This is a genomic window from Chelatococcus sp. XZ-Ab1 (assembly GCF_029309855.1).
Lineage (GTDB): Bacteria > Pseudomonadota > Alphaproteobacteria > Rhizobiales > Beijerinckiaceae > Chelatococcus_A > Chelatococcus_A sambhunathii.
The window spans coordinates 121112-143918 of sequence record NZ_JARKII010000009.1 but is presented as its reverse complement, the minus strand read 5'-3'; the positions used below and the strand labels follow the sequence as shown (position 1 = coordinate 143918).

17 protein-coding genes are annotated in these 22807 nt (G+C 69.8%); 8 read left to right on the top strand and 9 right to left on the bottom strand.

Going from position 1 to position 22807, the window contains the following annotated elements; genetic code table 11:
* Positions 1-23 precede the first annotated feature (23 nt).
* The 4 genes from P2T65_RS14870 to P2T65_RS14855 all read right to left on the bottom strand — a co-directional run bounded on the left by P2T65_RS14870 (position 24) and on the right by P2T65_RS14855 (position 6112).
* Positions 24-614, bottom strand: a complete 591-nt coding sequence (locus P2T65_RS14870; RefSeq protein WP_276200079.1) for a thioesterase family protein — start codon at positions 612-614, stop codon at positions 24-26.
* A gap of 144 nt (positions 615-758) precedes the next feature.
* Positions 759-2975, bottom strand: a complete 2217-nt coding sequence (locus tag P2T65_RS14865; protein WP_055460215.1) for a 3-hydroxyacyl-CoA dehydrogenase NAD-binding domain-containing protein — start codon at positions 2973-2975, stop codon at positions 759-761.
* A gap of 7 nt (positions 2976-2982) precedes the next feature.
* On the bottom strand, positions 2983-4191 hold the full coding sequence (locus P2T65_RS14860; RefSeq protein WP_055460214.1) for an acetyl-CoA C-acetyltransferase: 1209 nt from the start codon (positions 4189-4191) through the stop codon (positions 2983-2985).
* Positions 4192-4321: 130 nt separating this feature from the next.
* Positions 4322-6112, bottom strand: coding sequence for an acyl-CoA dehydrogenase C-terminal domain-containing protein (locus P2T65_RS14855; protein ID WP_276200078.1), 1791 nt, complete (start codon positions 6110-6112; stop codon positions 4322-4324).
* 280 nt (positions 6113-6392) lie between these two features.
* Between P2T65_RS14855 and P2T65_RS14850 the strand changes: the two genes are divergently transcribed.
* The 3 genes from P2T65_RS14850 to P2T65_RS14840 all read left to right on the top strand — a co-directional run bounded on the left by P2T65_RS14850 (position 6393) and on the right by P2T65_RS14840 (position 11402).
* Complete coding sequence (locus P2T65_RS14850; protein ID WP_276200077.1) at positions 6393-9491, top strand: hypothetical protein; 3099 nt, start codon at positions 6393-6395, stop codon at positions 9489-9491.
* Positions 9492-9681: 190 nt separating this feature from the next.
* The gene (locus P2T65_RS14845; protein ID WP_055460211.1) at positions 9682-10608 is read left to right on the top strand and encodes a sulfite exporter TauE/SafE family protein; all 927 of its coding nucleotides are present in this window, start codon (positions 9682-9684) and stop codon (positions 10606-10608) included.
* Positions 10605-11402 carry a TIGR02186 family protein gene (locus P2T65_RS14840; protein WP_276200076.1) on the top strand — a complete coding sequence of 266 codons (798 nt, stop codon included), beginning with the start codon at positions 10605-10607 and terminating at the stop codon, positions 11400-11402. The genes P2T65_RS14845 and P2T65_RS14840 overlap by 4 nt, the downstream gene beginning before the upstream one ends.
* 6 nt (positions 11403-11408) lie before the next feature.
* Here the strand turns inward: P2T65_RS14840 and pdeM are convergent, their stop codons facing one another.
* From pdeM to P2T65_RS14825, 3 genes are read right to left on the bottom strand one after another with little or no spacing between them, the layout of a single operon-like run.
* Positions 11409-12107 (bottom strand): ligase-associated DNA damage response endonuclease PdeM, encoded by a 699-nt coding sequence (gene pdeM / locus P2T65_RS14835; protein ID WP_276200096.1) that lies wholly within the window; start codon positions 12105-12107, stop codon positions 11409-11411.
* Positions 12108-12112: 5 nt separating this feature from the next.
* Positions 12113-14614: a ligase-associated DNA damage response DEXH box helicase gene (locus P2T65_RS14830; RefSeq protein ID WP_276200095.1), complete on the bottom strand. Its 2502-nt coding sequence runs from the start codon at positions 14612-14614 to the stop codon at positions 12113-12115.
* 48 nt (positions 14615-14662) lie between these two features.
* On the bottom strand, positions 14663-15610 hold the full coding sequence (locus P2T65_RS14825) for a methyltransferase (protein WP_276200075.1): 948 nt from the start codon (positions 15608-15610) through the stop codon (positions 14663-14665).
* A gap of 128 nt (positions 15611-15738) precedes the next feature.
* Here P2T65_RS14825 and P2T65_RS14820 point away from each other — a divergent pair, with 128 nt between their 5' ends.
* From P2T65_RS14820 to P2T65_RS14810, 3 genes are read left to right on the top strand one after another with little or no spacing between them, the layout of a single operon-like run.
* A complete protein-coding gene (locus tag P2T65_RS14820; RefSeq protein WP_055460206.1) occupies positions 15739-16773 on the top strand; it encodes a ligase-associated DNA damage response exonuclease in 1035 nt (344 codons plus the stop codon).
* The gene (locus P2T65_RS14815) at positions 16770-18458 is read left to right on the top strand and encodes a cisplatin damage response ATP-dependent DNA ligase (RefSeq protein ID WP_276200074.1); all 1689 of its coding nucleotides are present in this window, start codon (positions 16770-16772) and stop codon (positions 18456-18458) included. The genes P2T65_RS14820 and P2T65_RS14815 overlap by 4 nt, the downstream gene beginning before the upstream one ends.
* Positions 18455-18943: a secondary thiamine-phosphate synthase enzyme YjbQ gene (locus P2T65_RS14810; RefSeq protein ID WP_276200073.1), complete on the top strand. Its 489-nt coding sequence runs from the start codon at positions 18455-18457 to the stop codon at positions 18941-18943. Before P2T65_RS14815 ends, P2T65_RS14810 begins: the two co-directional genes overlap by 4 nt.
* Here P2T65_RS14810 and P2T65_RS14805 read toward each other — a convergent pair.
* Positions 18922-20430, bottom strand: coding sequence for a hypothetical protein (locus P2T65_RS14805; RefSeq protein WP_276200072.1), 1509 nt, complete (start codon positions 20428-20430; stop codon positions 18922-18924). The two genes, P2T65_RS14810 and P2T65_RS14805, sit on opposite strands and share 22 nt — an antisense overlap.
* 196 nt (positions 20431-20626) lie before the next feature.
* On the opposite strand from P2T65_RS14805, the gene P2T65_RS14800 reads away from it, so the two are divergent.
* Positions 20627-21310 carry a response regulator transcription factor gene (locus P2T65_RS14800; RefSeq protein WP_019402562.1) on the top strand — a complete coding sequence of 228 codons (684 nt, stop codon included), beginning with the start codon at positions 20627-20629 and terminating at the stop codon, positions 21308-21310.
* A 1-nt stretch (position 21311) separates the two neighbouring features.
* Here the strand turns inward: P2T65_RS14800 and P2T65_RS14795 are convergent, their stop codons facing one another.
* Positions 21312-22253, bottom strand: coding sequence for an alpha/beta hydrolase (locus P2T65_RS14795; RefSeq protein WP_276200094.1), 942 nt, complete (start codon positions 22251-22253; stop codon positions 21312-21314).
* 146 nt (positions 22254-22399) lie between these two features.
* Here P2T65_RS14795 and P2T65_RS14790 point away from each other — a divergent pair, with 146 nt between their 5' ends.
* Positions 22400-22666, top strand: coding sequence for a DUF6460 domain-containing protein (locus P2T65_RS14790; RefSeq protein WP_063185383.1), 267 nt, complete (start codon positions 22400-22402; stop codon positions 22664-22666).
* Positions 22667-22807 lie beyond the last annotated feature (141 nt).

Here is a 22807-nt window from a genome sequence, read left to right as displayed (position 1 = left end):
TCCCGATTCCATTAGGGGACAGGTTAGCCGCCCGGCGCCTCGGTGCCAGCCCGCTTCGGCGCATCCCTGGCTGTGTGGCTCATCGCCGCCTCCGCAGCGAGGAAGGCCCGGACCTCCTCCGGCGGTTCGGGTGAGGCGGCATTGACGCCCACCGTTGCAAGCAATTGCGCCACGGGCACGAAGGCCTTGGCGCGGCGATCGTAGAGCCCGCCGCGCAGCAGCGCGACGGCCGCCACCATCTCCTCGCCGCGGCGGTTGCGCGCGATGAAGCGCTGCTCCATCACGAACCAGCTGTCGCCCCACGCAACGATGCGGCTGTCGAGCCGGAAGCGGCGGAACAGCCGCAGCTCGCGCCGGTAGCGGATGCTCGCCGCCGACAATACGGGCGTCCATTTGTTGGCGAGCACCGCCCGCCACAGCCCGCTGCGCAGGATGAGGTCCATGCGCCCGAGATCCATGAGCGTGAGATAGCGGCCGTTGTTCATGTGGCCGTTGGTGTCGAGATCAAGGAGCCCGACGTGAAACCACAGACGCGAGACGCCGTCGGGCACGGCGAGCCGGTCGCGGAACGGCGTCGCGAGGAGGAGCCAGAGAAGGCGCAACCAGAGGTTCATGGAAAATAGCCGCCGGGCTATGACACCTGCATCGCGGCGTCATGCCCGCGCTTGTCGCGGGCATCCACGCCTTTGCGGGTTGAGCAACGACGAGGCGTGGATGGCCGGAACACGCCCGGCATGACACGCCTACGACGCCTTCTCTTACGCTGCCTTCTTCCGGTCTGGCTTCTCGGCGGGTGCCGCATAGAAGCTCGTGCGCTCGCGGGCCATACGCATCAGGAGGCGGCAGGGTTTGAAGCGCTCACCGTGCTTCTTCGCCAGTGACTTGGCGAGATCGACGAAGGCCGCGACGCCCATGCCGTCGATGTAGGACAGCGTGCCGCCGGTGAACGGCGCGAAGCCGAAGCCGAGGATGGAGCCGACGTCCGCCTCGCGCGGATCGGTGATGACCTTCTCCTCGACCGCCCGCGCCGCCTCCAGCGCCTGCGCCACGAGGAAGCGCTGCTTCAGCTCCTCGATGTCGATGGCGTCGGGGTCGAGCTTCGTCTCCTGCAACTCGGCAAGGCCGGGCCACAGCCGCTTTTTGCCGCCTTCGGGATAGTCGTAGAAGCCCTTGCCGTTCTTGCGGCCGAGGCGGCCGCGCTTCTCTACCATCTCTACGAGAAGCTGCTCCTGCGCCGGGTCGATAGCCTCGGGCCCCACCTGCGCCTTCGTCGCCTTGAGGATCTTGAGCGCAAGATCGAGCGCCACCTCGTCGTTGAGCGACAGCGGGCCGACGGGCATGCCTGCCATGCGCGCCACGTTTTCGATCATGGCCGGCGGCACGCCCTCGACGAGCATCTGGTGTCCCTCGCGCACATAGGCCATGACGCAGCGGTTGGCGTAAAAGCCGCGCGCATCGTTGACGACGATGGGCGTCTTCCTGATGGCGCGCACGTAGTCGAGCGCCACGGCGAGCGCCCGGTCGCCCGTCTTCTTGCCGAGGATGACCTCCACCAGCATCATCTTCTCGACCGGCGAGAAGAAGTGGATGCCGACGAACTGCTTCGGCCGCTCCGAATTGGCGGCAAGCCCAGTAATGGGCAAGGTCGAGGTGTTGGAGGCGAAGATGGCGCGCGGGCGCATCGCCGCCTCCGCCTTGGCGATGACCTCGGCCTTGACCTTCGGGTCCTCGAATACCGCCTCGATGACGAGGTCGCAGTCCTTCAGGAGCCCGTAGTCGTCGCTCGCCGTGATGCGGGCGAGCAATGCCTCGCGGTCGGCCGTCTTGGCACGCCCCTTCATGATCTGGTCGGTCATCAGCTTGTGCGAATGGGCCTTGCCCCTCTCGGCGGCCTCCACGCTCTGGTCGATGAGCACGACCTCCATGCCGGCGAGCGCGGTGACATAGGCGATGCTTGCGCCCATGAAGCCGGCTCCTATGACGCCGACGCGGCGCAGCTTCGCCTGAGGCACGTCCGCCGGCCGACGCGCACCCTTGTTGAGCTCCTGCATGGAGACGAAGAGCGTGCGGATCATCGCCGCCGCCTCCTTCGAGCGCAGGATCTTAGCGAAATAGCGGCTCTCCACCTCGAGCGCGAGGTCCATCGGCAGTTGCAGGCCCTCGTAGACCGCCTGCAGGATCGCCTTCGCCGCCGGATAATTGTCGTGCGTCTCGCGCCGGTAGATGGCGTTGGCCGCCGGCCACACCTGCATGCCGGCGGGCGAATAGACGCGGCCGGAGGGGTTCTTGAAGCCCTTCTCGTCCCACGGCGCAACGGCGCTGCCGCCGGCACGCAGCCATTCCTTGGCTGTCTCGACGATCTTGTCGCGCGGCGCCACGGCGTGGACGAGGCCCATGTTGCGCGCCATCAGCGGGCGGATCTGCTCGCCCTTGAAGAGCATCTGCAGGGCATCGCCCGTCTGCATCAGCCGCGCCACGCGCTGCGTGCCGCCGGCACCGGGGAAGAGGCCGACCTTGACCTCCGGCAGGCCGACCCGCGTCGCGTCGACATCCGAGACCACGCGGAAGTGGCAGGCGAGCGCGAGCTCAAAGGCGCCGCCCAGGCACACGCCGTGGATCGCGGCCGCGAACGGCTTGCCGCAAGTCTCCAGCCGCCGATAGAGCTGCGAGAGCTTGCGCGATTCCGCAAAGAAATGGGCGATCGCCGCCTCTTCGCCTTTCGTCCTCGCGAGCTTCGCATATTCGGCGCCGAGACCTTGCAGCATGGTCAGGTCCGCGCCGCCGGAGAACGCTTCCTTGCCGGAGGTGATGATGCAGCCCTTGATGGCGGCATCGGCCGCCACCGTGTCGATGATGGCGGCGAGTTCCTCCATCACCTGAGGCGTGATGACGTTCATCGAGCGGCCGGGCATGTCCCAGGTCGCGACCGCGATGCCCTCGGCGTCGGTCTCGAAGCGGAAGTTCTCGAACTTCATCTTGTCCTCACACCCGTTCGATGATGGTGGCGGTGCCCATGCCGGCGCCGATGCACAGCGTCACCAGGGCAGTCTCCTTGCCGGTGCGCTCCAGTTCGTCGAGCACCGTGCCGAGGATCATGGCACCCGTGGCGCCGAGCGGGTGGCCCATGGCGATGGCGCCGCCGTTGACATTGACCTTGGCCGGATCGAGCGCAAAGGCCTGCATGTAGCGCAACACGACGGAGGCGAAGGCCTCGTTGATCTCGAAGAGGTCGATGTCGGCAATGGTCATGCCGGCACGCTTCAACACCTTCTTCGTCACATCCACCGGCCCGGTGAGCATCAACGCCGGCTCCGAGCCGATGTTGGCGAAGGCGCGGATACGCGCCCGCGGCTTCAGGCCGGCCGAGCGGCCCGCCTTGCGCGAACCGACGAGCACGGCCGCTGCCCCATCGACGATGCCGGACGAATTGCCGGCGTGGTGCACATGGTCGAGCGCCTCGACCTCGGGATGGGCATCGATGGCGACGGCTGAAAAGCCGCCCATGTCGGCCATCTGGACGAAGGAGGGCTTGAGCTGGCCGAGCGTCTGCATGTCCGTGCCCGGCCGCATGTGCTCGTCCTTGTCGAGGAGGACGATGCCGTTGACGTCGGTGACCGGCGCGACGGACTTCTTGAAATAACCCCTCTCCCAGGCCTTGGCAGCGCGCTTCTGGCTTTCCACCGCATAGGCGTCGCAATCGTCGCGGGTGAAGCCGTATTTGGTGGCGATGAGATCGGCCGAAACGCCCTGCGGCATGAAATAGGACTTCACCGCGATCTCCGGCTCGACCGGCCAGGCCCCGCCCGAGGCGCCGATACCGACGCGGCTCATGGATTCGACGCCGCCGCCCACCACCAGGTCGTGCTGGCCGGACATGACCTGCGCCGCGGCGAAGTTCACCGCATCAAGGCCGGAGGCGCAGAAGCGGTTGATCTGCACGCCCGGCACGTGGTGGCCGTAATCGGCATTGAGCGCCGCCGCGCGGGCGACGTCGCCGCCCGCCTCGCCGACGGGATCGACGCAGCCGAGCACCACGTCGTCGACGAGGCGCGTGTCGAGGTCGTTGCGCTCGCGCAGCGCCCTGAGCGCCGTCGTCGCGAGCTGCAGCGTCGTCACCTGGTGCAGCGCGCCGTCCGCCTTGCCGCGGCCGCGCGGCGTACGCAAATGGTCATAGATGTAAGCGTCAGGCATGAAGGCCTCCCGGCATTGGGCTCCCCTCCCCTTGGGGAGGAGCAGGGCTTGGGGTGGGACCGGCAGAGCCCGGCCTTCCCACCCCGCTCGCTTGGCTCACTGCGCCTCTCCGCGATGGGAAAGGCCGAACTCAGAACATCTCCGCAGGCATCGCCATCACGGTGTCGGCGCCGGAGGAGATCCGGGCAAGATGCACGGCGCTCTCCGGCATCGTCCGCTCCATGAAGAAGCGGCCGGCGAGCAGCTTCGCCTCCATGTCCGCCGCATCGCCGCCGTTCGCCTTCTTCGCGAGCGCAGTCCTGGCGATCTGCGCCCACATGTAGCCGAGGGCCACGAGCCCGAAGAGATGCATGTAGTCGTAGGACCCGGCGCCCGCATTGTCCGGCTTGGCCATGGCGTTGTTCATGAACCACATGGTCGCCTGCTGCAGGTGGCCGAGCGCGGCCTCGAGCGGCTTCACGTAGGGCGCCATGGCCTCGTCGCCGGCGTGCTGCTTCACGAAGCCGCCAACCTCATTGAAGAAGGCCATGACGGCCCGCCCGCCGTCGCGCGGCAGCTTGCGGCCGACGAGGTCGAGCGCCTGGATGCCGTTGGCACCCTCGTAGATCATGGCGATACGGGCATCGCGCACGAACTGCTCCATGCCCCATTCGGCGATGTAGCCGTGGCCGCCGAACATCTGCTGCGCCTTCACCGCATTGTCGAAACCGACATCGGTGAGGACGCCCTTGAGGACCGGCGTGAGCAGGCCGAGCTGGTCGTCCGCCGCCTGCTTCTCCGCCGCATCGCCAGAGCGATGCGCGACGTCGCTCTTCAGGGCCGTCCATAGCACGAGCGCCCGCGCCGCCTCGTTGAAGGCACGGATGGAGAGAAGGTTCCGCCGCACGTCCGGGTGGACGAGGATGGGGTCGGCCGGCTTGTCCGGATCCTTGGCGCCGGTGAGCGAGCGGCCCTGCAGGCGCTCGCGCGCATAGGCGACGGCGTTCTGGTAGGCGACCTCCGACTGGGCGAGGCCCTGGATGGCGACGCCGAGCCGCGCCTCGTTCATCATCACGAACATGGCGTTGAGGCCCTTGTTCTCGGTCCCGACGAGCCAGCCCCTGGCCCCATCGTAGTTCATGACGCAGGTGGCATTGCCGTGAATGCCCATCTTGTGCTCGAGGGAGCCGCAGGACACGCCATTCGCCGCGCCGAGCGAGCCGTCACCTTTGACGAGCCGCTTCGGCACCACGAAGAGCGAGATGCCCTTGGTGCCCTCCGGCGCCCCCTCGATGCGGGCGAGCACCAGGTGGACGATATTTTCGGTGAGATCATGCTCGCCGGCCGAGATGAAGATCTTGGTGCCGGTGATGGCATAGGAGCCGTCGCCGTTCGGCACGGCCTTTGTCTTGATGAGCCCTAGGTCGGTGCCGCAATGCGGCTCGGTGAGGTTCATGGTGCCGGACCAGGCGCCGGCGATCATCTTGGGCAGATAGGTCTTCTTCTGTTCCTCTGTGCCGTGGGTCATCAGCGCCGCGATGGCGCCCATGGTCAGGCCCGGATACATGGCGAGCGCCATGTTGGCCGCGGAGGCGAATTCGTTCATCACCGCCGCGAGCGTATAGGGCAGGCCCTGGCCGCCGTAGTCCGGATCGGCCGCGAGCCCGATCCAGCCGCCCTCGGCGAAGGCGTCATAGGCCGCCTTGAAGCCCTTCGGCGTCGTCACGCGCCCGTCGTCGTGGCGGGTGCAGCCTTCGAGATCCCCGGTACGGTTGAGCGGCTGTAGCACCTCCTCGCAGAGCTTCGCGCCTTCCTGGAGAATGGCCGCGATCAGGTCCGGGCTCGCCTCGGCGAAACCCGGCAGATTGTTGTAGCGCTCGATCCCGAAGACGTCCTCGAGCAGGAAACGGACATTCTCGACTGGTGCCTTGTAGCTCGGCATTCCGTGGCTCCTCCCGCATTGCGCCCGCCCGGCAACCGCCAGCAGAGCGGGGGGCGGGGCACATCATGGTTCATATATAAACCATATCGGCGCCTGTCGAAAGGGCGTGCGTCGGGCCGCCTTCATTGCGCTGCCGTCCCGGCGCCCCACGCGCCCCGCGGACAGGCCGTACGCGCAATCCTGTCTGTTATGGTTAACGGCTTCTTTACCATAATCAGGAGAACTTGACCCACCGGCAGCATCGCGCAGGACGTGCCTGCGGCAGCGCAGTGGGATCACGATGGCACAGACCGCCCCCTGGAGTGTGAAGGGCATCGACCCGCAGGCGCGGGATGCGGCCAAGGAGGCGGCGCGCAAGGCGGGAATGACGCTCGGCGCATGGCTCAGCACCGTCATCGCCGACCAGGCGGCCGACGGCGACACCCGCGTGGCCCCATCGGGACACGATTCGCTCGCCGAGGTCAGCGAGCGGCTCGCCCGGTTCGCCCGCGAACGCATGCAAACCGCCGCCGCCCCGCGTCGTCCCGAGGCTGGCGCCGGCCTCGACATGCCGAGCCTCGACGAGATCGTGGCGCGCGTCAGTGAGCGCACCCTCGCCGAGACGCGGGGCGCCGCAGCCCGCACGGCCAGCGCACTCGACTCGATTGCCCGCTGGATGGAGCGCACTGAATCGCATGTCGCGCAAAGCACCCGCTCGATGGCCGAGCGGCAGGACGAGACGACCGGCGCCATTGGTAAGGCCCTTCTGGCCATCGGCCGGCGGCTCGACGACATCGAGCGGCATCTCACTGCCGACAGGACACCTGCTGCCGTCTCGCGCTGGTACGAAGACGCCGCCGCGCTCCGCGACGCGCTCGACGACGTCGGGGACCGGCTTGAGGCCGTCGCCGCCGGGGCGGGAAACGACGCTGGCGAAGAAGAGACCGTCGGCCCGCTGATAACCGAGGAGCAAACGGCCCGTCGGCGGCTCGAGGCGGCCGTCGCCGAGATCCGTCGTCGGCAGCGCGAACTCGACGACAGCCCAACCCTTGGCGAGCGCTTTGCCGCCATGAACCGGCGGCTCGACGAGCGGCCGCGCCGCAACCAGACGCCGATTGCACGGGAGGTCGGAACGCCTGGCCACGCCGCCCCCCGCCTCGAACAGGAGGCCGTTGTCGCCCGCCTGGAGGCGCTGTCGCGCAAGATCGACGAGGCCCTGCGACCAGTGGCGGCGATGCCGATCGGCGACGTCCTCGCCCGGCTCGACCGTCTGAACGAGCACCTGGAGCGCCCGAGCCCCGCTCCCGATCTCGCGCGCATCGAGGGCATGATCCACGCCTTGACGGCACGCATCGAGGAGGTGCGCGCAGCCGAGACCGATAGCGCTGGCCTCGACGCACTCGAACGGCAGATCGGTCAGCTGGCCGAGCGGATCGATGCGGTGGGCGCGGCCCCGGCACTCGCCGAGCGGGAGCGCATCGCGCACGGCATGTCCTCGCTCGAAAGGACGATGGCCGACCTCCTCGCCGACCTGCGCCATCAGCTGCGTGAGGAGATGCGCGAGTTGCAGGACGGCACGGCCGAAGCCATCGAGCAGGTAGCTCGCCGCGCCGCCGAAGCGGCCCGCAGCGCCCTTCCCGATGCCTACGAGACCATGCCCGCCGAGATCGGCCAGCTCAAACGCGACTTGGCCGCGCTGAGGACGACCCAGGCGAGCACCGACCTGAGGACACAAGATACGCTGGAAGCCGTGCACCAGACGCTGGAGCGGATCGTCGACCGCCTCGCCCTGCTGGAGGAAGACATGGCCGAGGGGCGGCCGGCGCCGGGCACCCTGCCGCGCCTGCCCGACGACGATCCGGCCGATTCGGCCGAGTTCGAAGACCTGCGCACCAGCCTCGACGCTTTGCTGAGGGCAAACCAGCCTTCCCACGGCCGGGAAGACGAGACCGATCGGCCGGCACCGCCGCCTACTCTCGATGCCGCCACGCCATCCGCCGCGTTTCTCGCGGCGCAGCCGACCCTGACGGCCGTGCCTTCGGAGAAGGAGACAGCGGCTGCCGCTCCGGCTTTCGACGAGGCGCCCACCGCGGCGGTCAAAGCAAGCTTCATCGCGGCCGCCCGGCGGGCCGCGCAGGCTGCGGCGGCGGAGACCGCCGCCGCGCTGCCCGATCCGGCCTTGCACGCCAACAAGGTCGAGGTCCTGTCCCGGTCCGAGGACGACTCCGCGCCCGCGCTCAGGGCCGAGCCGCGGCCGACGGCGGCTACGCGCCGTCAGACCGTCGCCTCCCCGGTCGCGCGGCTCAGGAACGGCGTCGCCGCCCGGCGCAAGCCCCTGTTGATCGGTCTCGCCGCCATCGTCATCGCCGTCGGCGCGGCGCAGGTGCTGGGCGGCCTCGCCGGCAAGCCCCACCCCGCTGGCGATGCGGAACCCGCCGCGGCCCATGACGCCACGGCGCCCGCTGCCCGCGAGGAGGCCGAGGCGCGATCATCACCACCGGCACAGGCGGATGCTCCCTCCCCTGACGTCTTGAACCCCTTCGCCGCGAACCCGTTCGTCACCGACAGCGGCCCCGCGACGACGGGTTCCCTACCGGTAATTCCGGCCGTCCCTGACAGCGCCTCGCCGGCCCCCGCCCCGGACCGGAATTCGCGCCTCGAGGAGAGCCCACGGGCCCCCCTTTCCATCCCGCCGAGCAAGGTCGCCGACCTGCCGGCGGAGGGCCTGCCCGCCCCGTTGCGCAAGGCGGCGGCCGCGGGCGACGCCGCCGCCGTCTACGAGGTCGCCAGCCGCCTCGCGGAGGGTCGCGGAGTGCCGCGCGACATGGCCCAAGCCGCCCGGCTGTTCGAGGCGACGGCGACTGCCGGTCTCGTGCCGGCGCAATATCGTATCGCCAGCCACTACGAAAAGGGTATCGGCGTCCCGCGCGACGTCGGCACGGCGCGCATGTGGTACGAGAAGGCGGCTGCGGCCGGCAATGCACGGGCGATGCACAATCTCGGCGTGCTCTATGCCGAGGGCATCACCGGCAAACCGGATTACGAGACGGCCGTGCAATGGTTCCGCAAGGCAGCGGAGTTCGGCGTGCGCGACAGCCAGTTCAATCTCGCCGTTCTCCTGGCGCGCGGTCTCGGCACCGAGCGCGACCTCGTCGCCTCCTATACGTGGCTGTCGGTCCTCGCCCGCGACGGCGACAAGGATGCGGCCGCCAAGCGGGACGAACTCGCCCGCAGCTTGACGGCGAGCGAACTGGCCATCGGCAAGGAGGCTTTCGCGCGCTGGCAGGTCAAGGTGCCCGACCGCATCGCCAATGAAGTGCCCGCGGGCGGCTGGGAGCTGAGCACCGCTGCCCCCTCGCCGGGGGCGCCGAAACCGCCCGGGACGGTGTCACAACTCTGACGGCCCGTACGCGCTCACGGCAGCCTCCGGGCTGTGGCGACGGGACGGCACACGGGCTTGTGCATAACCGTGGCTGTCATGCCTTGGTTTTGACCCCACGTTAAGGGACGCTCCCTAGACTGACGAAGCAGCCGCGTGCCGACGGCCCGCGGCCGCTGTCGCATTCGACCGAGCGTCCGAGTACCGTGCCGTGCACATCTACCTGCCCATCGCCGAAATGTCCGTCAACATGTTCACCCTCCTCGCCATGGGCGCGGCGGTGGGCTTCATCTCGGGCATGTTCGGCGTCGGCGGCGGTTTCCTGATGACGCCGCTTCTGATCTTCCTCGGCATCCCGCCGGCGATCGCGGTCGCCACCCAGGCCTCGCAGATCACGGCTTCCTCGGTCACCGGTGCGCTCGGCTACTGGCGGCGCAAGGCGCTCGACTTCAAGCTCGGCGGCGTGCTGGTCGCGGGTGGCTTCGTCGGCACGCTGCTCGGGGTGTGGTTCTTCAACGTGATGAGCCGCCTCGGCCAGCTCGAATTCGTCATTGTCGTCAGCTACGTGACGCTCTTCGGCATCATCGGCTCGCTGATGCTGGCCGAAAGCCTCAAGACCATGTGGGCGACGCGCCGCGGCGTCGTCCCCCTCTCGCGTCGCTCGGGCGAGCATCCGTGGTATCTCGGCCTACCGTGGAAGATGCGTTTCCACCGCTCCAAGCTTTATGGCAGCGTCATCCCCATCGTCACGCTCGCCATACTCATCGGCTTCGCCGGAGCGGTGCTCGGCATTGGCGGCGGCTTCATTCTCGTTCCTGCGCTCATCTATCTCTTCCGCATCCCCGCCGCCGTGGTGGTCGGCACATCCCTCTTCCAGATCCTCTTCACGATGATGGCAGCGACGCTGCTGCACGCCTTCACCAACCAGTCGGTGGACGTGGTGCTGGCGATGCTGCTCATCATCGGCGGTGTCATGGGAGCGCAATTCGGCGCCCGCGCCGGCCAGAATCTCAAGGGCGAGTCCTTCCGCCTGCTCCTTGCCATTCTCGTCCTCGGGGTCGGTATCCGCTTTGCCATCGATCTCGTGGTGAGACCGCAGGAGCCCTTCTCGCTCGTCACCGTGGGGGCACGGCCATGACGGCGACGAGGTGGGCAAGAACGGCGATGCCCCGGCTGCTGTTCACCGCGGCCGCTCTCGCAGCGCTCTGCGCATCGCTCGCGCCGGCGGCTGCCGAGACACTGATCCTGTCCCTGTCGACACACAGGGTCGCGATCACGTCCACCTACACGGGTTCGTCCATCGTTGTCTTCGGCGCCATTGAACGTGATGAGCGCACGGTGGCACGGGCCGCACCTTATGACGTCGTCATCACCGTGCGCGGCCCCCGGCGCACGACCATCGTGCGCGAGAAGGAGCGGGTCGGGCCGCTCTGGCTCAACACATCGCAGCGCCGCTTCGTCGACCTTCCGACTTATCTCGCCGTTCTCTCGTCGCGGCCGATCGACGAGATCGCGGGCGGGGCTTTTCTCACGCGCTACCGGCTCGGCCTCGATATGCAGATCGCGACGCCAGGCATGGAACATCTGGCGAGCGAGGAGCCGTTCCGGGAGGCCCTGCTGCGGCTCAAGAACGACCAGGGGCTGTTCACCGAGGAGCCGCGCGGCGTCACCTTCCTGACGCCGTCAATCTTCCGCGCGCCCATCACCCTGCCCGCTGTCGCCCCCACCGGCAATTACGACGTCGAGGTGGCTCTCTTCGTCGACGGGGCGCAACTCGCCCGGCAGACCACCAATTTCGAGGTGGTGAAAACCGGCTTCGAACAGGCGACGGTCACCCTCGCCCACGATCACGCCATATTCTACGGCCTCGGCGTCGTCGCCATGGCGGTGCTCTTCGGCTGGCTCGCGACGATCATCTTCCGGCGGGACTGACGAAGCTCAATCCGGCAGCAGCAGCGGCCAGCCGATGGCGTAGAGCCGTTGGCCGAGCACGTGGGCCGTGACGCCTTGGGGAAAGAGCGGCCGGAAGGCGGCATCGCGCAGGTTGAGCCCGCCCGTCAGAGCACCGAAAGCCGGCATGACGATGCGCCGCGCCCCCACAGCGAAGCAGCGGCGACGCAGGGAGCGGCCGGTGAGCCGCACCTTGGCCGCCGGATGCATGTGCCCGACGATCTCCGCCGTGCCGTCTTCGGCAGGCTCGTGCCGCAGCACCACGTCGGCGAGGCGCAGCTCCGCAGCGCTCTCGCCGCCAGCCGTGCGCGGCATCCGCGGATCGTGATTGCCTGTCACCCACAGCCAGTCGCGGCCGCGCTGCAGGGCGGCGAGCGCTTTGCGGTCGCGTGGATCGAGACGCGCGTGCGCATCCGCATCGTGGAAGCTGTCGCCGAGCGCGACGACGGCCCGAGGCGCATAGCGGGCGACGAGGCGCGCCACCGCGGCGAGCGTGGCGCGCGTGTCGTACGGCGGCAGGAAGATGCCATGGCTGGCGAAGGATGACGCCTTCTCGAGATGGAGATCAGCGACGACGAGCAGCCCCTGGTCCGCGACGAAGAGCGCACCGGCGGGATCGGCGACAAGATCGAGCCGCCCCAGGCGCAGAACCTGCGCCGCGCCCGCTGTGCTGGTCTCGCCATCCATCGCGTTCACCGCATCGCCTCGTCCATCATCGCCGCCTCGGCCTCCGCCAGCATGTGCTCGGCGGCCTCGCCATAGACCATCTCGCGGCCGATCTCGAGCATCACCGCCACCGATAGCGGCGAGAGATGATCGAGCGGCGCATGCACGATTCGCCCCGCGACGCGCACCAGCATATCGCCGAGCCGGCGCACGTCGAGCAGCCCCGTTGCGGCATCGGCGCGCGCCGCGCGCAGGAGGACGTGGTCCGGCTCGTGCCGGCGCAGCACGTCATAGACGAGGTCGGTCGACATGGTGACTTGGCGGCCGGTCTTCTCCTGCCCAGGAAAGCGCCGTTCGATCATGCCGGCGATGATCGCGCAATGGCGGAAGGTGCGCTTCATCAGCGCCGATTCCGCCAGCCAGTCCTCGAGGTCGTCGCCGAGCATGTCGGGGGCGAAGAGCTCGACGAGCGACAGGCGCCCCTGGGTGACCGCGAGGCCGATGTCGGCGATACCCCAGGCGGCGAGGCCGTAGTCGTTGGCGACGAAGCCGAGCGGCTTGAGGCGCGCCCGCTCCAGGCGCCGCGTCAGCAACATGCCGAGCGTCTGATGCGCGAGCCGCCCCTCGAAGGGATAGGCGACGAGATAGTGGCGCCCGGCGCGCGGGAAGGTCTCGACGAGCAGTTGCCCCGGCCGCGGCAGACGCGACTTCATCTTCTGTGCCCTCAGCCAGTTTGCCACTGGCCTCGGCAGGCGGTGCCAGTCGTCCGGGCTTGCGATCATCGTGCGCACGCGGCTCGCCAGGAAGCTCGACAGCGAGAACTTGCCGCCGGCATAGGACGGCACCTTCGGGTCCGTGCCCGCCGCCGTGCGCGAGGCGATCACCTCGTTTTCATAGATGCCCTCGAAGCGCAGCACCTCGCCGGCGAAGACGAAGGTGTCGCCCGGCGTCAGCCCCTCCGCGAAATATTCCTCCACCTCGCCGAGCACCCGCCCGCCGCGCACGACGGTCATGCCGCCCGCCCGGCGCGGGCGGGCGAGGCGCACGCGCAGCATCGGCTCTTCGACGATGGTCCCGACGTTGAGCCGATACTGCTGGGCAACGCGCGGGGTGGTGACGCGCCACAGCCCGTCCTTACCCTTGACGATCCGCGCGAAGCGCTCGTAGCTCCTCAGCGCATAGCCGCCAGTGGCGACGAAGGCGAGGACATCGTCGAAATCCCGGCGCGGCAGGTCGGCATAGGGCGCAGCGCCGCGCACCTCCTCGTATAACGCATCGGCATCGAAGGGCCCGGCGCAGGCCCGGCCCAGCACGTGCTGGGCGAGTACGTCGAGGGCGCCGGTGCGCGCGTCCGGCGTATCCTGCGCCGCCTCCGCAACGGCGTCGAGCGCGGCCCGGCATTCCAGCACCTCAAAGCGATTGGCTGGCACCAGGAACGCCTTCGACGGCTCGTCGAGGCGATGGTTGGCGCGGCCGATCCGCTGCATCAGCCGGCTCGCGCCCTTCGGCGCGCCGACATTAATGACGAGATCGACGTCGCCCCAGTCGATGCCGAGGTCGAGCGTCGAGGTGCAGACCACTGCCTTGAGCCGCCCTTCGGCCATCGCCGCTTCGACGCGCCGGCGCTGGCCGGCGTCGAGCGAGCCGTGATGCAGCGCGATGGCGAGGCCATCGTCGTTCATCCGCCACAGCTCCTGGAAGACGAACTCGGCCTGCATGCGCGTGTTGACGAAGACGAGCGACAGGCGATGCTCCCGGATCGCCCGATAGATCTCCTCCATGGCATGCAGCGCCGTGTGGCCCGCAAGCGGCGGCGCGAGCCGGCTCTCGAGGATGCCGATATGCGGCCGCGCGCCCTCCTTCACCGTGATGATGTCGGGTGAAGCCACCCCCTCGCGCTGCGGCACGAGATAGCGGGCGAGCACTTCCGGCTCGCGCACCGTCGCCGAGAGGCCGACCGTCGTCACCTGCGGCGCGAGCGCGAGCAGCCGCACGAGGCCAAGCGACAGGAGGTCGCCCCGCTTCGACGTCACGAGCGCGTGCAGTTCGTCGAGCACGATGCGCCGCAGGCCCGCGAAGAACGCCTCAGCCTCGCGATGCGCGATGAGCAGCGCGAGTTGCTCGGGCGTGGTGAGGAGGATATGCGGCGAGCGCTCGATCTGCCGCGCGCGCTTGTGGGCCGGCGTATCGCCGGTGCGCGTCTCGACCTTGACCGGCAGCCCCATCTCCGTGACCGGCGCCTCGAGGTTGCGCGCGATGTCGACGGCGAGCGCCTTGAGCGGCGAGATGTAGAGCGTGTGGAGGCCGGCCCGGTCCGGCGCCTCCGCGAGCTCGACCAGACTCGGCAGGAAGCCGGCGAGCGTCTTGCCGGCCCCCGTCGGGGCAACGAGCAGGGCCGAGCGCCCGGCCCGCGCGCTCGCGAGGAGATCGAGCTGGTGCGCACGCACGTGCCATCCGCGCCTGGCGAACCAGGCGGAGAAGGCAGGCGGCAGAGCAGCCGCGGCGGGCGACGGAAGATGCGGCGTCACCCCCAAGAGGTAGCGCCTCGTGCGCGATCCGTCATCCCGCGCCCACTGTCAAAGGGGCCGGACCGGCTTCTGCGCCGCGACGACGAAACCAGGCACCGGCCGGCCGCCGTCATGGCGCAGGACAGCGGGATCGCACGCCACGCCATCGAGCCCGACCGCGGCGAGCAGCGTCTCGACATGGCCGGTGCTGTGGGCGAAGCGCATGTCCTCGCCGAGCACGAAGCCAAGCGGCGCGTCGCCGACGTCCTGCACGGTGAACAGGAAGAGACCGCCGTCGCCGAGCGCCCGGGCAGTCGCTTCGAAAACGGGTGCGAGGTCGCCGACATAGATGAACACGTCGGCCGCGAGCACGAGGTCGGCGCTGCCCGGAGCCTCGCCGTCGAGGAACGCGGTCAGTTCGGCGACCGCGAGCCGGTCGTAGCAGCCGCGCCGGCGCGCCCGCTGCACCATGCGCGGGGCGATATCGCAGCCGGCAAGCGTGACGGCATAAGGACGCACGGCCTCGCCCATCAGCCCCGTGCCGCAGCCGAGGTCGAGCGCCAGGCGGAAATGAGGCGGCCGGCCGGTCGCCCCGCAGATGCCACACAGCGTCTCGAGGATGAGATCGGGGCCGCGATAGGCCAGCTTCTCGACGAGATGACGGTCGAAATGCCCCGCATACTCGTCAAAGAGCGCCCGCACATAGCCGGCCGACATGGCGCCGGTCGGGGGCAGCGCACCGAGGCGGGCGAGGCGCAGCCCAGCACCGAGCTCGTCTTCAGGCGACAACCTGAGCGCCGTCGTGAAGGCATCGCGCGCCTCGTCCTTCCGGCCGAGCGCCGCCAGCGTTTCGCCGAGGCTGATCCAGGCCGGCGCCCAGTGCGGCGCAAGGCGCACAATCTCGCCGATGAGTTCGGCGGCCGCCTCCCAGTCCTTTTCCCGCATCAGGCTCTCGGCAAAGGTGTAGCGTCGATCGACGAGGAGGTCGCCGGAGGTCATCAGCTTCGTGGGCCGCATGGGGGTGGGGGTCATGAGGTTGGAGGCGGCGGAAAGAACGTCAGGCGGTCGTCTTCGTCAAGCCGAAAGTGACGGCACCCGGGACTCGCGGGCTTAACCGGTCCGGAGGAAGCACCTATCTTGCGTCCATGCAGGCGCGCGACATTCTTTCGCTCACTCCGGCCGGGCTCTATTGCCCCCTTGCGGACGTCCATATCGACCCGCTGCGGCCGGTGCCGCGCGCGCTGATCACCCACGGTCATTCCGACCACGCCCGCGCCGGCCACGGCGCCGTGCTCGCGACGGCGCAGACGCTCGCCATCATGGCGGCGCGCTATGGCGAGGGCTTCTGCGGCACCGCCCAGGCGGTGCGCTACGGCGAGGCGGTGACGCTCGGGCCCGTGCGCGTCACCTTCCTGCCGGCGGGTCACGTGCTCGGCTCGGCGCAGATCCTCATCGAGGCGAACGGCCTGCGCATTGTCATCTCCGGCGACTACAAGCGCGTGGGCGACCCCACCTGCGCACCCTTCGAGCCCGTGCGCTGCGACGTCTTCATCACGGAGGCGACCTTCGGCCTGCCGGTCTTCCGTCATCCCGATGTCGTCGGCGAGATCGACAAGCTGCTGCACTCCCTGACGCTCTTTCCCGAGCGGGCGCACCTCCTCGGCGCCTATCCTCTCGGCAAGGCGCAGCGGCTCATCGCCCTCCTGCGCCAGCGCGGCTACGACCGGCCCGTCTACCTGCACGGCGCCATGGAGCGGCTGATGCAGCTCTACGGCGAGCTCGGCATCGCCCTCGGCGACCTGCGCAAGGTCGAGCCCGGCAGTCGCGAGAGCCTCGGCGGCGCGGTCGTGCTGTGCCCGCCGGGCGCCCTACAGGACCTGTGGGCGCGGCGCTTCCCCGATCCGGTCGCCGCCTTCGCCTCGGGCTGGATGCGGGTGCGCGCTCGCGCCCGCCAGCGCGGCGTCGAGCTGCCGCTCGTCGTCTCCGACCATGCCGGCTGGGACGAATTGTGCGCCACGATCCGCGAGACCGGCGCCGGCGAGGTCTGGGTGACGCACGGCGAGGAGGAGGCGCTGGTGCACTGGTGCACGCGCGAGGGGCTCGCGGCACGTCCCCTCAACATGCTTGGCTACGGCGACGACGAGGCGGAGGCGGAAGCCGTCGCGGAGCCTTCGGCATGAACGACTTCGCAGAGTTGCTCGACCGCCTCGCCTTCGAGCCGCGCCGCAACGCCAAGCTGCGGCTGATGGAGGACTTCTTCCGCACGACGCCGGATCCCGAGCGCGGCTATGCCCTCGCCGCCCTCACGGGCGGGCTCTCCTTCCGCAACGCCAAGCCCGGTCTCGTGCGCGCGCTCATTGCCGAGCGCACCGATCCGGTGCTCTTCGCCCTCTCCTACGACTATGTCGGCGACCTGTCCGAAACCGTCGCTCTCATGTGGCCGCCGCCATCGCAGGCGGGCACTGGCCACAACGCCCCGCCGCCGCGCCTCGCCGACGTGGTCGAGGGCCTCTCGATGGCGGCGAAGACCGAACTGCCCGGCCTTCTCGCGCGCTGGCTCGATGCGCTCGACGAGACCGGGCGCTGGGCGCTGCTCAAGCTCATCACCGGGGCGCTGCGCATCGGCGTCTCCGCCCGCCTCGCCAAGACGGCCGTCGCCGGGCTCGGCAGGGTCGATCCCAATGCGGTCGAGGAATTGTGGCACGGCCTGACGCCGCCCTACGAGCCGCTCTTCGCCTGGCTCGAAGGTCGTGCGGATCGGCCGGAGGGGCTTGTGGTCGCCCCCTTCCGCCCGCCGATGCTGTCGCACCCGCTCGACGAGGAGGAGCTTTCGCGCCTCGACCCGGCCGAATTCTGCGCCGAATGGAAATGGGACGGCATCCGCATCGAGGCCGTGCGCGAGCTGACGCCGGAGGGCCGGCGCATCGTCCGGCTTTATTCCCGTACCGGCGAGGATATCACCGGCTCTTTTCCCGACCTGTGCGAGGCCCTCATCGCGGAGGACGCCTTCGTCGGAGCGCTCGACGGTGAGCTTCTCGTCCTGCGCGGGGGGCGCGTCGAGAGCTTCAATGTCCTGCAGCAGCGCCTCAACCGCAAGGCGATCACACCGCGCCTGATGCAGGAATTCCCCGCCCATATCCGCGCCTATGACCTGCTCGGCGAGGGCGAGGAGGATCTGCGCCCCCTGCCCTTCGCGGAGCGGCGCCGGCGGCTCGAGGCGCTCGTCGCGCGGCTCGCGGGCGGGCGCGTCGACCTCTCCCCCCTAGTACCCTTCGTTAGCTGGGAGGAACTGGTCGCGGCGCGTGCCCGGCCAGGCGAAGCCGGCGCCGGCATCGATGCCGAGGCCGTCGAGGGCGTCATGCTCAAGCGCCGCGACAGCCCCTATGTCCCCGGCCGGCCCAAGGGCCTGTGGTACAAGTGGAAGCACGACCCGCACGTCGTCGACGCGGTGCTGATGTATGCCCAGCGTGGCCACGGCAAGCGCTCGTCCTATTATTCCGACTACACCTTCGGCCTGTGGCGGAGCGGGCCCGAGGGCGAGGAGCTCGTGCCCGTCGGCAAGGCCTATTTCGGCTTCACTGACGAGGAGCTGAAGGAACTCGACCGCTTCGTGCGGCGGGAGACGGTCAACCGCTTCGGCCCGGTGCGCGAGGTCGTCCACACGGGCGAGCGCGGCCTCGTGCTCGAGGTCGCCTTCGAGGGCGTCCAGCAGTCGACGCGCCACAAGTCCGGCGTCGCCATGCGCTTTCCGCGCATCAGCCGCATCCGCTGGGACAAGCCGCCGCGCGAGGCCGACCGGCTCGACTATCTCGCCGGCCTCCTGCCGCGCGGGGAAACGATGAAGACGAGGGCGGGGAAGACATGACGCAACGCGACGCCATCGAGACGACGCCCCTCGGCGCCGGGCCCGTGACGCGCCAGGCGAGCGCGCGCCTCGTGGTGCGCACGCGCGGGCCCGGCTTCACCGATATCACCCATGCCATCCGGCGGTGGCTCGCGACGAGCGGCATCGCCGACGGGCTCCTCACGGTCTTCTGCCGGCACACCTCGGCCTCGCTGACCATCCAGGAGAATGCCGATCCGGATGTGCGCGCGGATCTCGCGACGGCCCTCGACCATCTCGCCCCGCGCAACCGAGCCTATGTGCACGCCATCGAGGGGCCGGACGACATGCCGGCCCATATCCGCACCATGCTGACCGACGCCTCGCTCGCCGTGCCCGTCGTCTCGGGGCGGCTGGCGCTCGGCACCTGGCAGGGCATCTATCTCATCGAGCACCGCGAACGTCCGCACGCGCGGGAGGTGCTCGTCACGGCGATCGGCGCCGCTCAGGACGATGCGAGCGCCTGACCGGCGGTGCCGCCCCGCCAGCGCGACAGCGCGAGGCCGAGCGCCATCACGGCGACGGTCCAGGCCGCCGCCCACAGCGGCGCCGCCGAGCCGAGCCACGCGGCAGGCCAGGCGAGCGCTGGCGTGCCGGCGATGAGGGCCGGCGCCAGCGCGGGCAGCTCGGTCGAGGCGACGATCGCCGCACCGCCGAGAATGGCGATCGCGACCGCCCAGCCCCGCCCGCCGGGAAGCAGCGCGAAGAGAAGCGCCGGCAGGAGCGTGCCGGCGGAAACGCCGAGGATGAGGTTCACCGCGACCGCTGGCGCAATGCTGCCCGCAAGCGGACCGGCTGCCGCGGCGCCTCCCAAGGCCGCGAGCACGGCGAGCCGCGCGATGACGGTCTTGCGGGCGGTGGAGGCCCGCGGCGCGCTGATCCGATAGACGTCGCGCGACAGGATGAGGCCGAGAAGGAAACCGAGGGCGGCGACGCCCGCCAGCATCGTCGACAGATGCGCGACGGCCGACATCTGCCTGAGCAGCCAGGAGCCTTCGAGCAGCGCCCCCGGAAGATAGACCGCGGCGGCGTCGGCGACGAGGACGACCGCCGCAAGCACCACCGCCGCCCGCAACGAGACGCGGCCGGCAAGGCCCCTGCCCGGCAGGGCCCCGGAAAGGCAGGTCACGATGGGCAAAGCCGCGACGCCCAGCATCGCGACGAGGAAGGGCGCCAGCACGATCTCCTCCCCCGGCCCGGCCGCGAGCCAGGTCAGAAGCGGCGCGCCCGCCCGGGTAAAGGGCATCACGGTGTCCATCCCCGAGCGCAGGCTTGCGACGAAGGTGTGCCACCACGCCGCGGCAAGGGCCGCGGCCAGCAGTCCGGCAAAGCCTGCCACCAGCCCACCCTGGACGGCCAGCGTCGCGGCGACGGCCCTCAGCCCGCCCACCATGGCGACCACCGCGGCGAGGACGAAGAGAAGGCGCAAGGCGGCGGGATAGCCGACGGCGAGCGATTGCGCGAGGACGACGGCCGCATCCTGCAGCATCAGGGCGAGCGCGATGAAGGTGACGGGCACGAGGACGACGACAACGGCGAAGCGCGCCGGCGCGCCGAAGCGCCCGGCGAGGGTGCCGGCGGGCGTCGGGGCGGCGACATCGTGGAGGAAGGGAGCGAGGACCGCATGCAGCACGAGCCCGGCGACGGCGCCCCAGCGCAGGGCGGGTGCATTGCCGGCGAGCACGAGGAGTGCCAGCACGACGACCGGCAGGGCGAGGGTCGCCACCGCCGCCGGCAGGCTGCGGTCGGCGGCATCGAAGGTGGCGAGGCTCATCGTCCGCGCCCCCAGACCGACGAGGAGGAACAGCATCAGCGGCAGGCTGAGCAGCACGGGGGTCAGGAGCGATTCGGGCACGCCGACCCGCTCGAGCAGCCACATCAGCCCGATCACGGACGCCATCGCCGCCGCTAGCAGAAGGCGCTGCGCCTGACCCACCGGCCTGCCGCCAGCCATCATGCACCGAGCCTCCCGCTCCCGCTATTGTCCGCAGTATCTTGGTGTGACATGACGCACCGCTCATGGCAAACTCGTGCTCGGCTCAGTCCCGCAAGGTTCGGCGATTGTGCGGATTTTGCCTGACGGGTGCGGGACCGACGAACGCGGGGCTTGCCGTCTCGTCGCCCCGGGGCGAAAAATAGCACGGCAGAGCATGGGGTGGGCCGTGAGCGATTCCGCAGCACGCATCATCATAGCGGACGACCATCCGCTGTTCCGCGGCGCCTTGCGCCAGGCGCTGGCGGGGGTGGTCGCCGACGCGAGCATCGTCGAGGCCGGCTCCTTCGCCGACATGTGCGCCGCGCTCAATGCGGACGCCTCCGCCGATCTCGTGCTGCTCGACCTCGCCATGCCCGGCGTGCAGGGGTTCTCCGGGCTGATGTACCTGCGCGCCCAGCATCCGGACATCCCGGTCGTCATCGTCTCGGCCAACGACGAACCCTCGGTCATCCGCCGCTGCATCGATTTCGGCGCCGCCGGCTTCATCCCCAAGGCGCTCGACGCCGAGGACATGCGCACGGCCATCCGCACCGTGCTCGCCGGCGGCAACTGGACGCCAGCCGACATCGACCTCGCCGCCCCCGTCGACCGCGAGACGGGCGAGCTCGTCAAGCGCCTCGCCAGCCTCACGCCGCAGCAGGTGCGCGTGCTGATGATGCTGTCGGAGGGCCTGCTCAACAAGCAGATCGCCTATGAGCTCTCCGTGTCCGAGGCGACCGTCAAGGCCCATGTCTCGGCCATCCTGCAGAAGCTCGGCGTCGAGAGCCGCACGCAGGCGGTGATCGCCGCGGCCAAGATCGCCGCCGCCGGGCAGGTGCCCGCGCCGAGCGCGGCCTGATCTAGAGCAACGCCACAAAACCTTCCATCCGCGCCAGCGCCTCGCGCGTCAGGCCGATGTCGAAGCGCGTGAAGACATGGCAGCCGCCCGGCCAGACGGCGAGTTCGCTGCGGTTGCCGGCCGCCGCCCAGCGCCCTGCCATGAAGAGCGAATCGTCGATGAGCGGATCGCGCGTGCCGATGGTGAAGAGCGCCGGCGGCAGGCCGGAAAGATCGGCATGGATCGGCGAGACGTCGGGAGCGCGCACGTCCCCCTCCCGGCGCAGGAAGCCTTGCACGAAGAGGAAGATGTCGCGCGTGTTGAGGATGAGCTTCTCCTCCCCCCAGCGCCGGACGCTCGGCGTCAGCGCGAGGTCGTAGACGCCCGCGATGAGATTGGCGCCGGCAAAGGGCGTGAGGCCGTGCCGCTCCCTCAGGCGCAGCATCGTCACCACCGACAGGTGCGCCCCGGCGGAATCGCCGCCGATGATGAAGCGCTCGGTGCCGAAGCGCTCGCGCCCCTCGCGCACCAGCCACAGCGCCGCCGCCTCGCAATCGTCCGGCCCGGCCGGGTAGGGATGCTCGGGCGCGAGGCGATAGTCGACAGATACGGCGGCGAAACCGAGCCGCTCGGCGAAAAATTCGAGGAAGGGGTCCTGCTCGTCGGCCGCGCCCAGCATCCACCCGCCGCCGTGGATGTGGAGGAAGACGCCCCGCGGCGTCTCGGGCGCGATGACGCGCAGGTGAAGCGGCCCGCTTGGCCCGTCGATGGTGACGACCTTCGCCCGCGGGCTCTTCGGCAGCGGCGGAAAGGGCCCGAGCCCCTTGGCGCGGTTCTCGCGCACCACGGCCGCGGGTGCGCTCCACTGGTCGGGCGCGCCGGTGAGTCGGGCGAGGATGTCCGCGTTGAGGGCGGCGGTTTCGGCATCGACGGCATCGGGATGGAAGAGGCGGGGATCGAGCATCGGGACCTTGCGCGCGAGGAAGGGATCGTCCATGTCACGTTGCATGCGACATGCGCGGCGGCCGGCAGGCGCCGATGCGAGGAAACCATGCGAGGCCAGCCCGGTCCAGAGCGAAGGGCCGGCCGCAGCACACAGGGGATTGGACGATGGCGAACGGCTCGCTTCAGCGTTTTCTCGGCGGCTCGCCCCTGTCGGTCCTGATCAAGCTCATCTTCCTGTCGATTCTCGTCGGCGCCATCATGGCCTTCCTCGGCATCACGCCACTCGGCCTCATCGACGGGACCGTCGACTTCATCCGCCGCGTCGTCGGCCGTGGCTTCGCGGCCCTGCACGAAGTCGGCCAATGGCTGCTGTACGGCGCCATCATCGTCGTGCCGGTCTGGCTGATCGTGCGACTGTTCGGCCGCCGCTAGGGGTGCGCCGGCCGTGAGCGGAGTCCGCGCCGTTCCCGCCATCGCCGCGCGCCGGTTCGAGGCCACCCATCGACACTTGGTGTTGCTGGCGCCGCCAACACGCAGGCACATGTGACGACGCAACCGCTCGGTCTCGCAACG

Excerpts from the sequence above, each read along its gene's own strand:
- P2T65_RS14870 (WP_276200079.1), bottom strand. The coding sequence starts at position 614 with ATGAACCTCTGGTTGCGCCTTCTCTGGCTCCTCCTCGCGACGCCGTTC.
- P2T65_RS14865 (WP_055460215.1), bottom strand. The coding sequence starts at position 2,975 with ATGAAGTTCGAGAACTTCCGCTTCGAGACCGACGCCGAGGGCATCGCG.
- P2T65_RS14860 (WP_055460214.1), bottom strand. The coding sequence starts at position 4,191 with ATGCCTGACGCTTACATCTATGACCATTTGCGTACGCCGCGCGGCCGC.
- P2T65_RS14855 (WP_276200078.1), bottom strand. The coding sequence starts at position 6,112 with ATGCCGAGCTACAAGGCACCAGTCGAGAATGTCCGTTTCCTGCTCGAG.
- P2T65_RS14850 (WP_276200077.1), top strand. The coding sequence starts at position 6,393 with ATGGCACAGACCGCCCCCTGGAGTGTGAAGGGCATCGACCCGCAGGCG.
- P2T65_RS14840 (WP_276200076.1), top strand. The coding sequence starts at position 10,605 with ATGACGGCGACGAGGTGGGCAAGAACGGCGATGCCCCGGCTGCTGTTC.
- pdeM (WP_276200096.1), bottom strand. The coding sequence starts at position 12,107 with ATGGATGGCGAGACCAGCACAGCGGGCGCGGCGCAGGTTCTGCGCCTG.
- P2T65_RS14825 (WP_276200075.1), bottom strand. The coding sequence starts at position 15,610 with ATGCGGCCCACGAAGCTGATGACCTCCGGCGACCTCCTCGTCGATCGA.
- P2T65_RS14820 (WP_055460206.1), top strand. The coding sequence starts at position 15,739 with ATGCAGGCGCGCGACATTCTTTCGCTCACTCCGGCCGGGCTCTATTGC.
- P2T65_RS14815 (WP_276200074.1), top strand. The coding sequence starts at position 16,770 with ATGAACGACTTCGCAGAGTTGCTCGACCGCCTCGCCTTCGAGCCGCGC.
- P2T65_RS14810 (WP_276200073.1), top strand. The coding sequence starts at position 18,455 with ATGACGCAACGCGACGCCATCGAGACGACGCCCCTCGGCGCCGGGCCC.
- P2T65_RS14805 (WP_276200072.1), bottom strand. The coding sequence starts at position 20,430 with ATGGCTGGCGGCAGGCCGGTGGGTCAGGCGCAGCGCCTTCTGCTAGCG.
- P2T65_RS14800 (WP_019402562.1), top strand. The coding sequence starts at position 20,627 with ATGGGGTGGGCCGTGAGCGATTCCGCAGCACGCATCATCATAGCGGAC.
- P2T65_RS14795 (WP_276200094.1), bottom strand. The coding sequence starts at position 22,253 with ATGCTCGATCCCCGCCTCTTCCATCCCGATGCCGTCGATGCCGAAACC.
- P2T65_RS14790 (WP_063185383.1), top strand. The coding sequence starts at position 22,400 with ATGGCGAACGGCTCGCTTCAGCGTTTTCTCGGCGGCTCGCCCCTGTCG.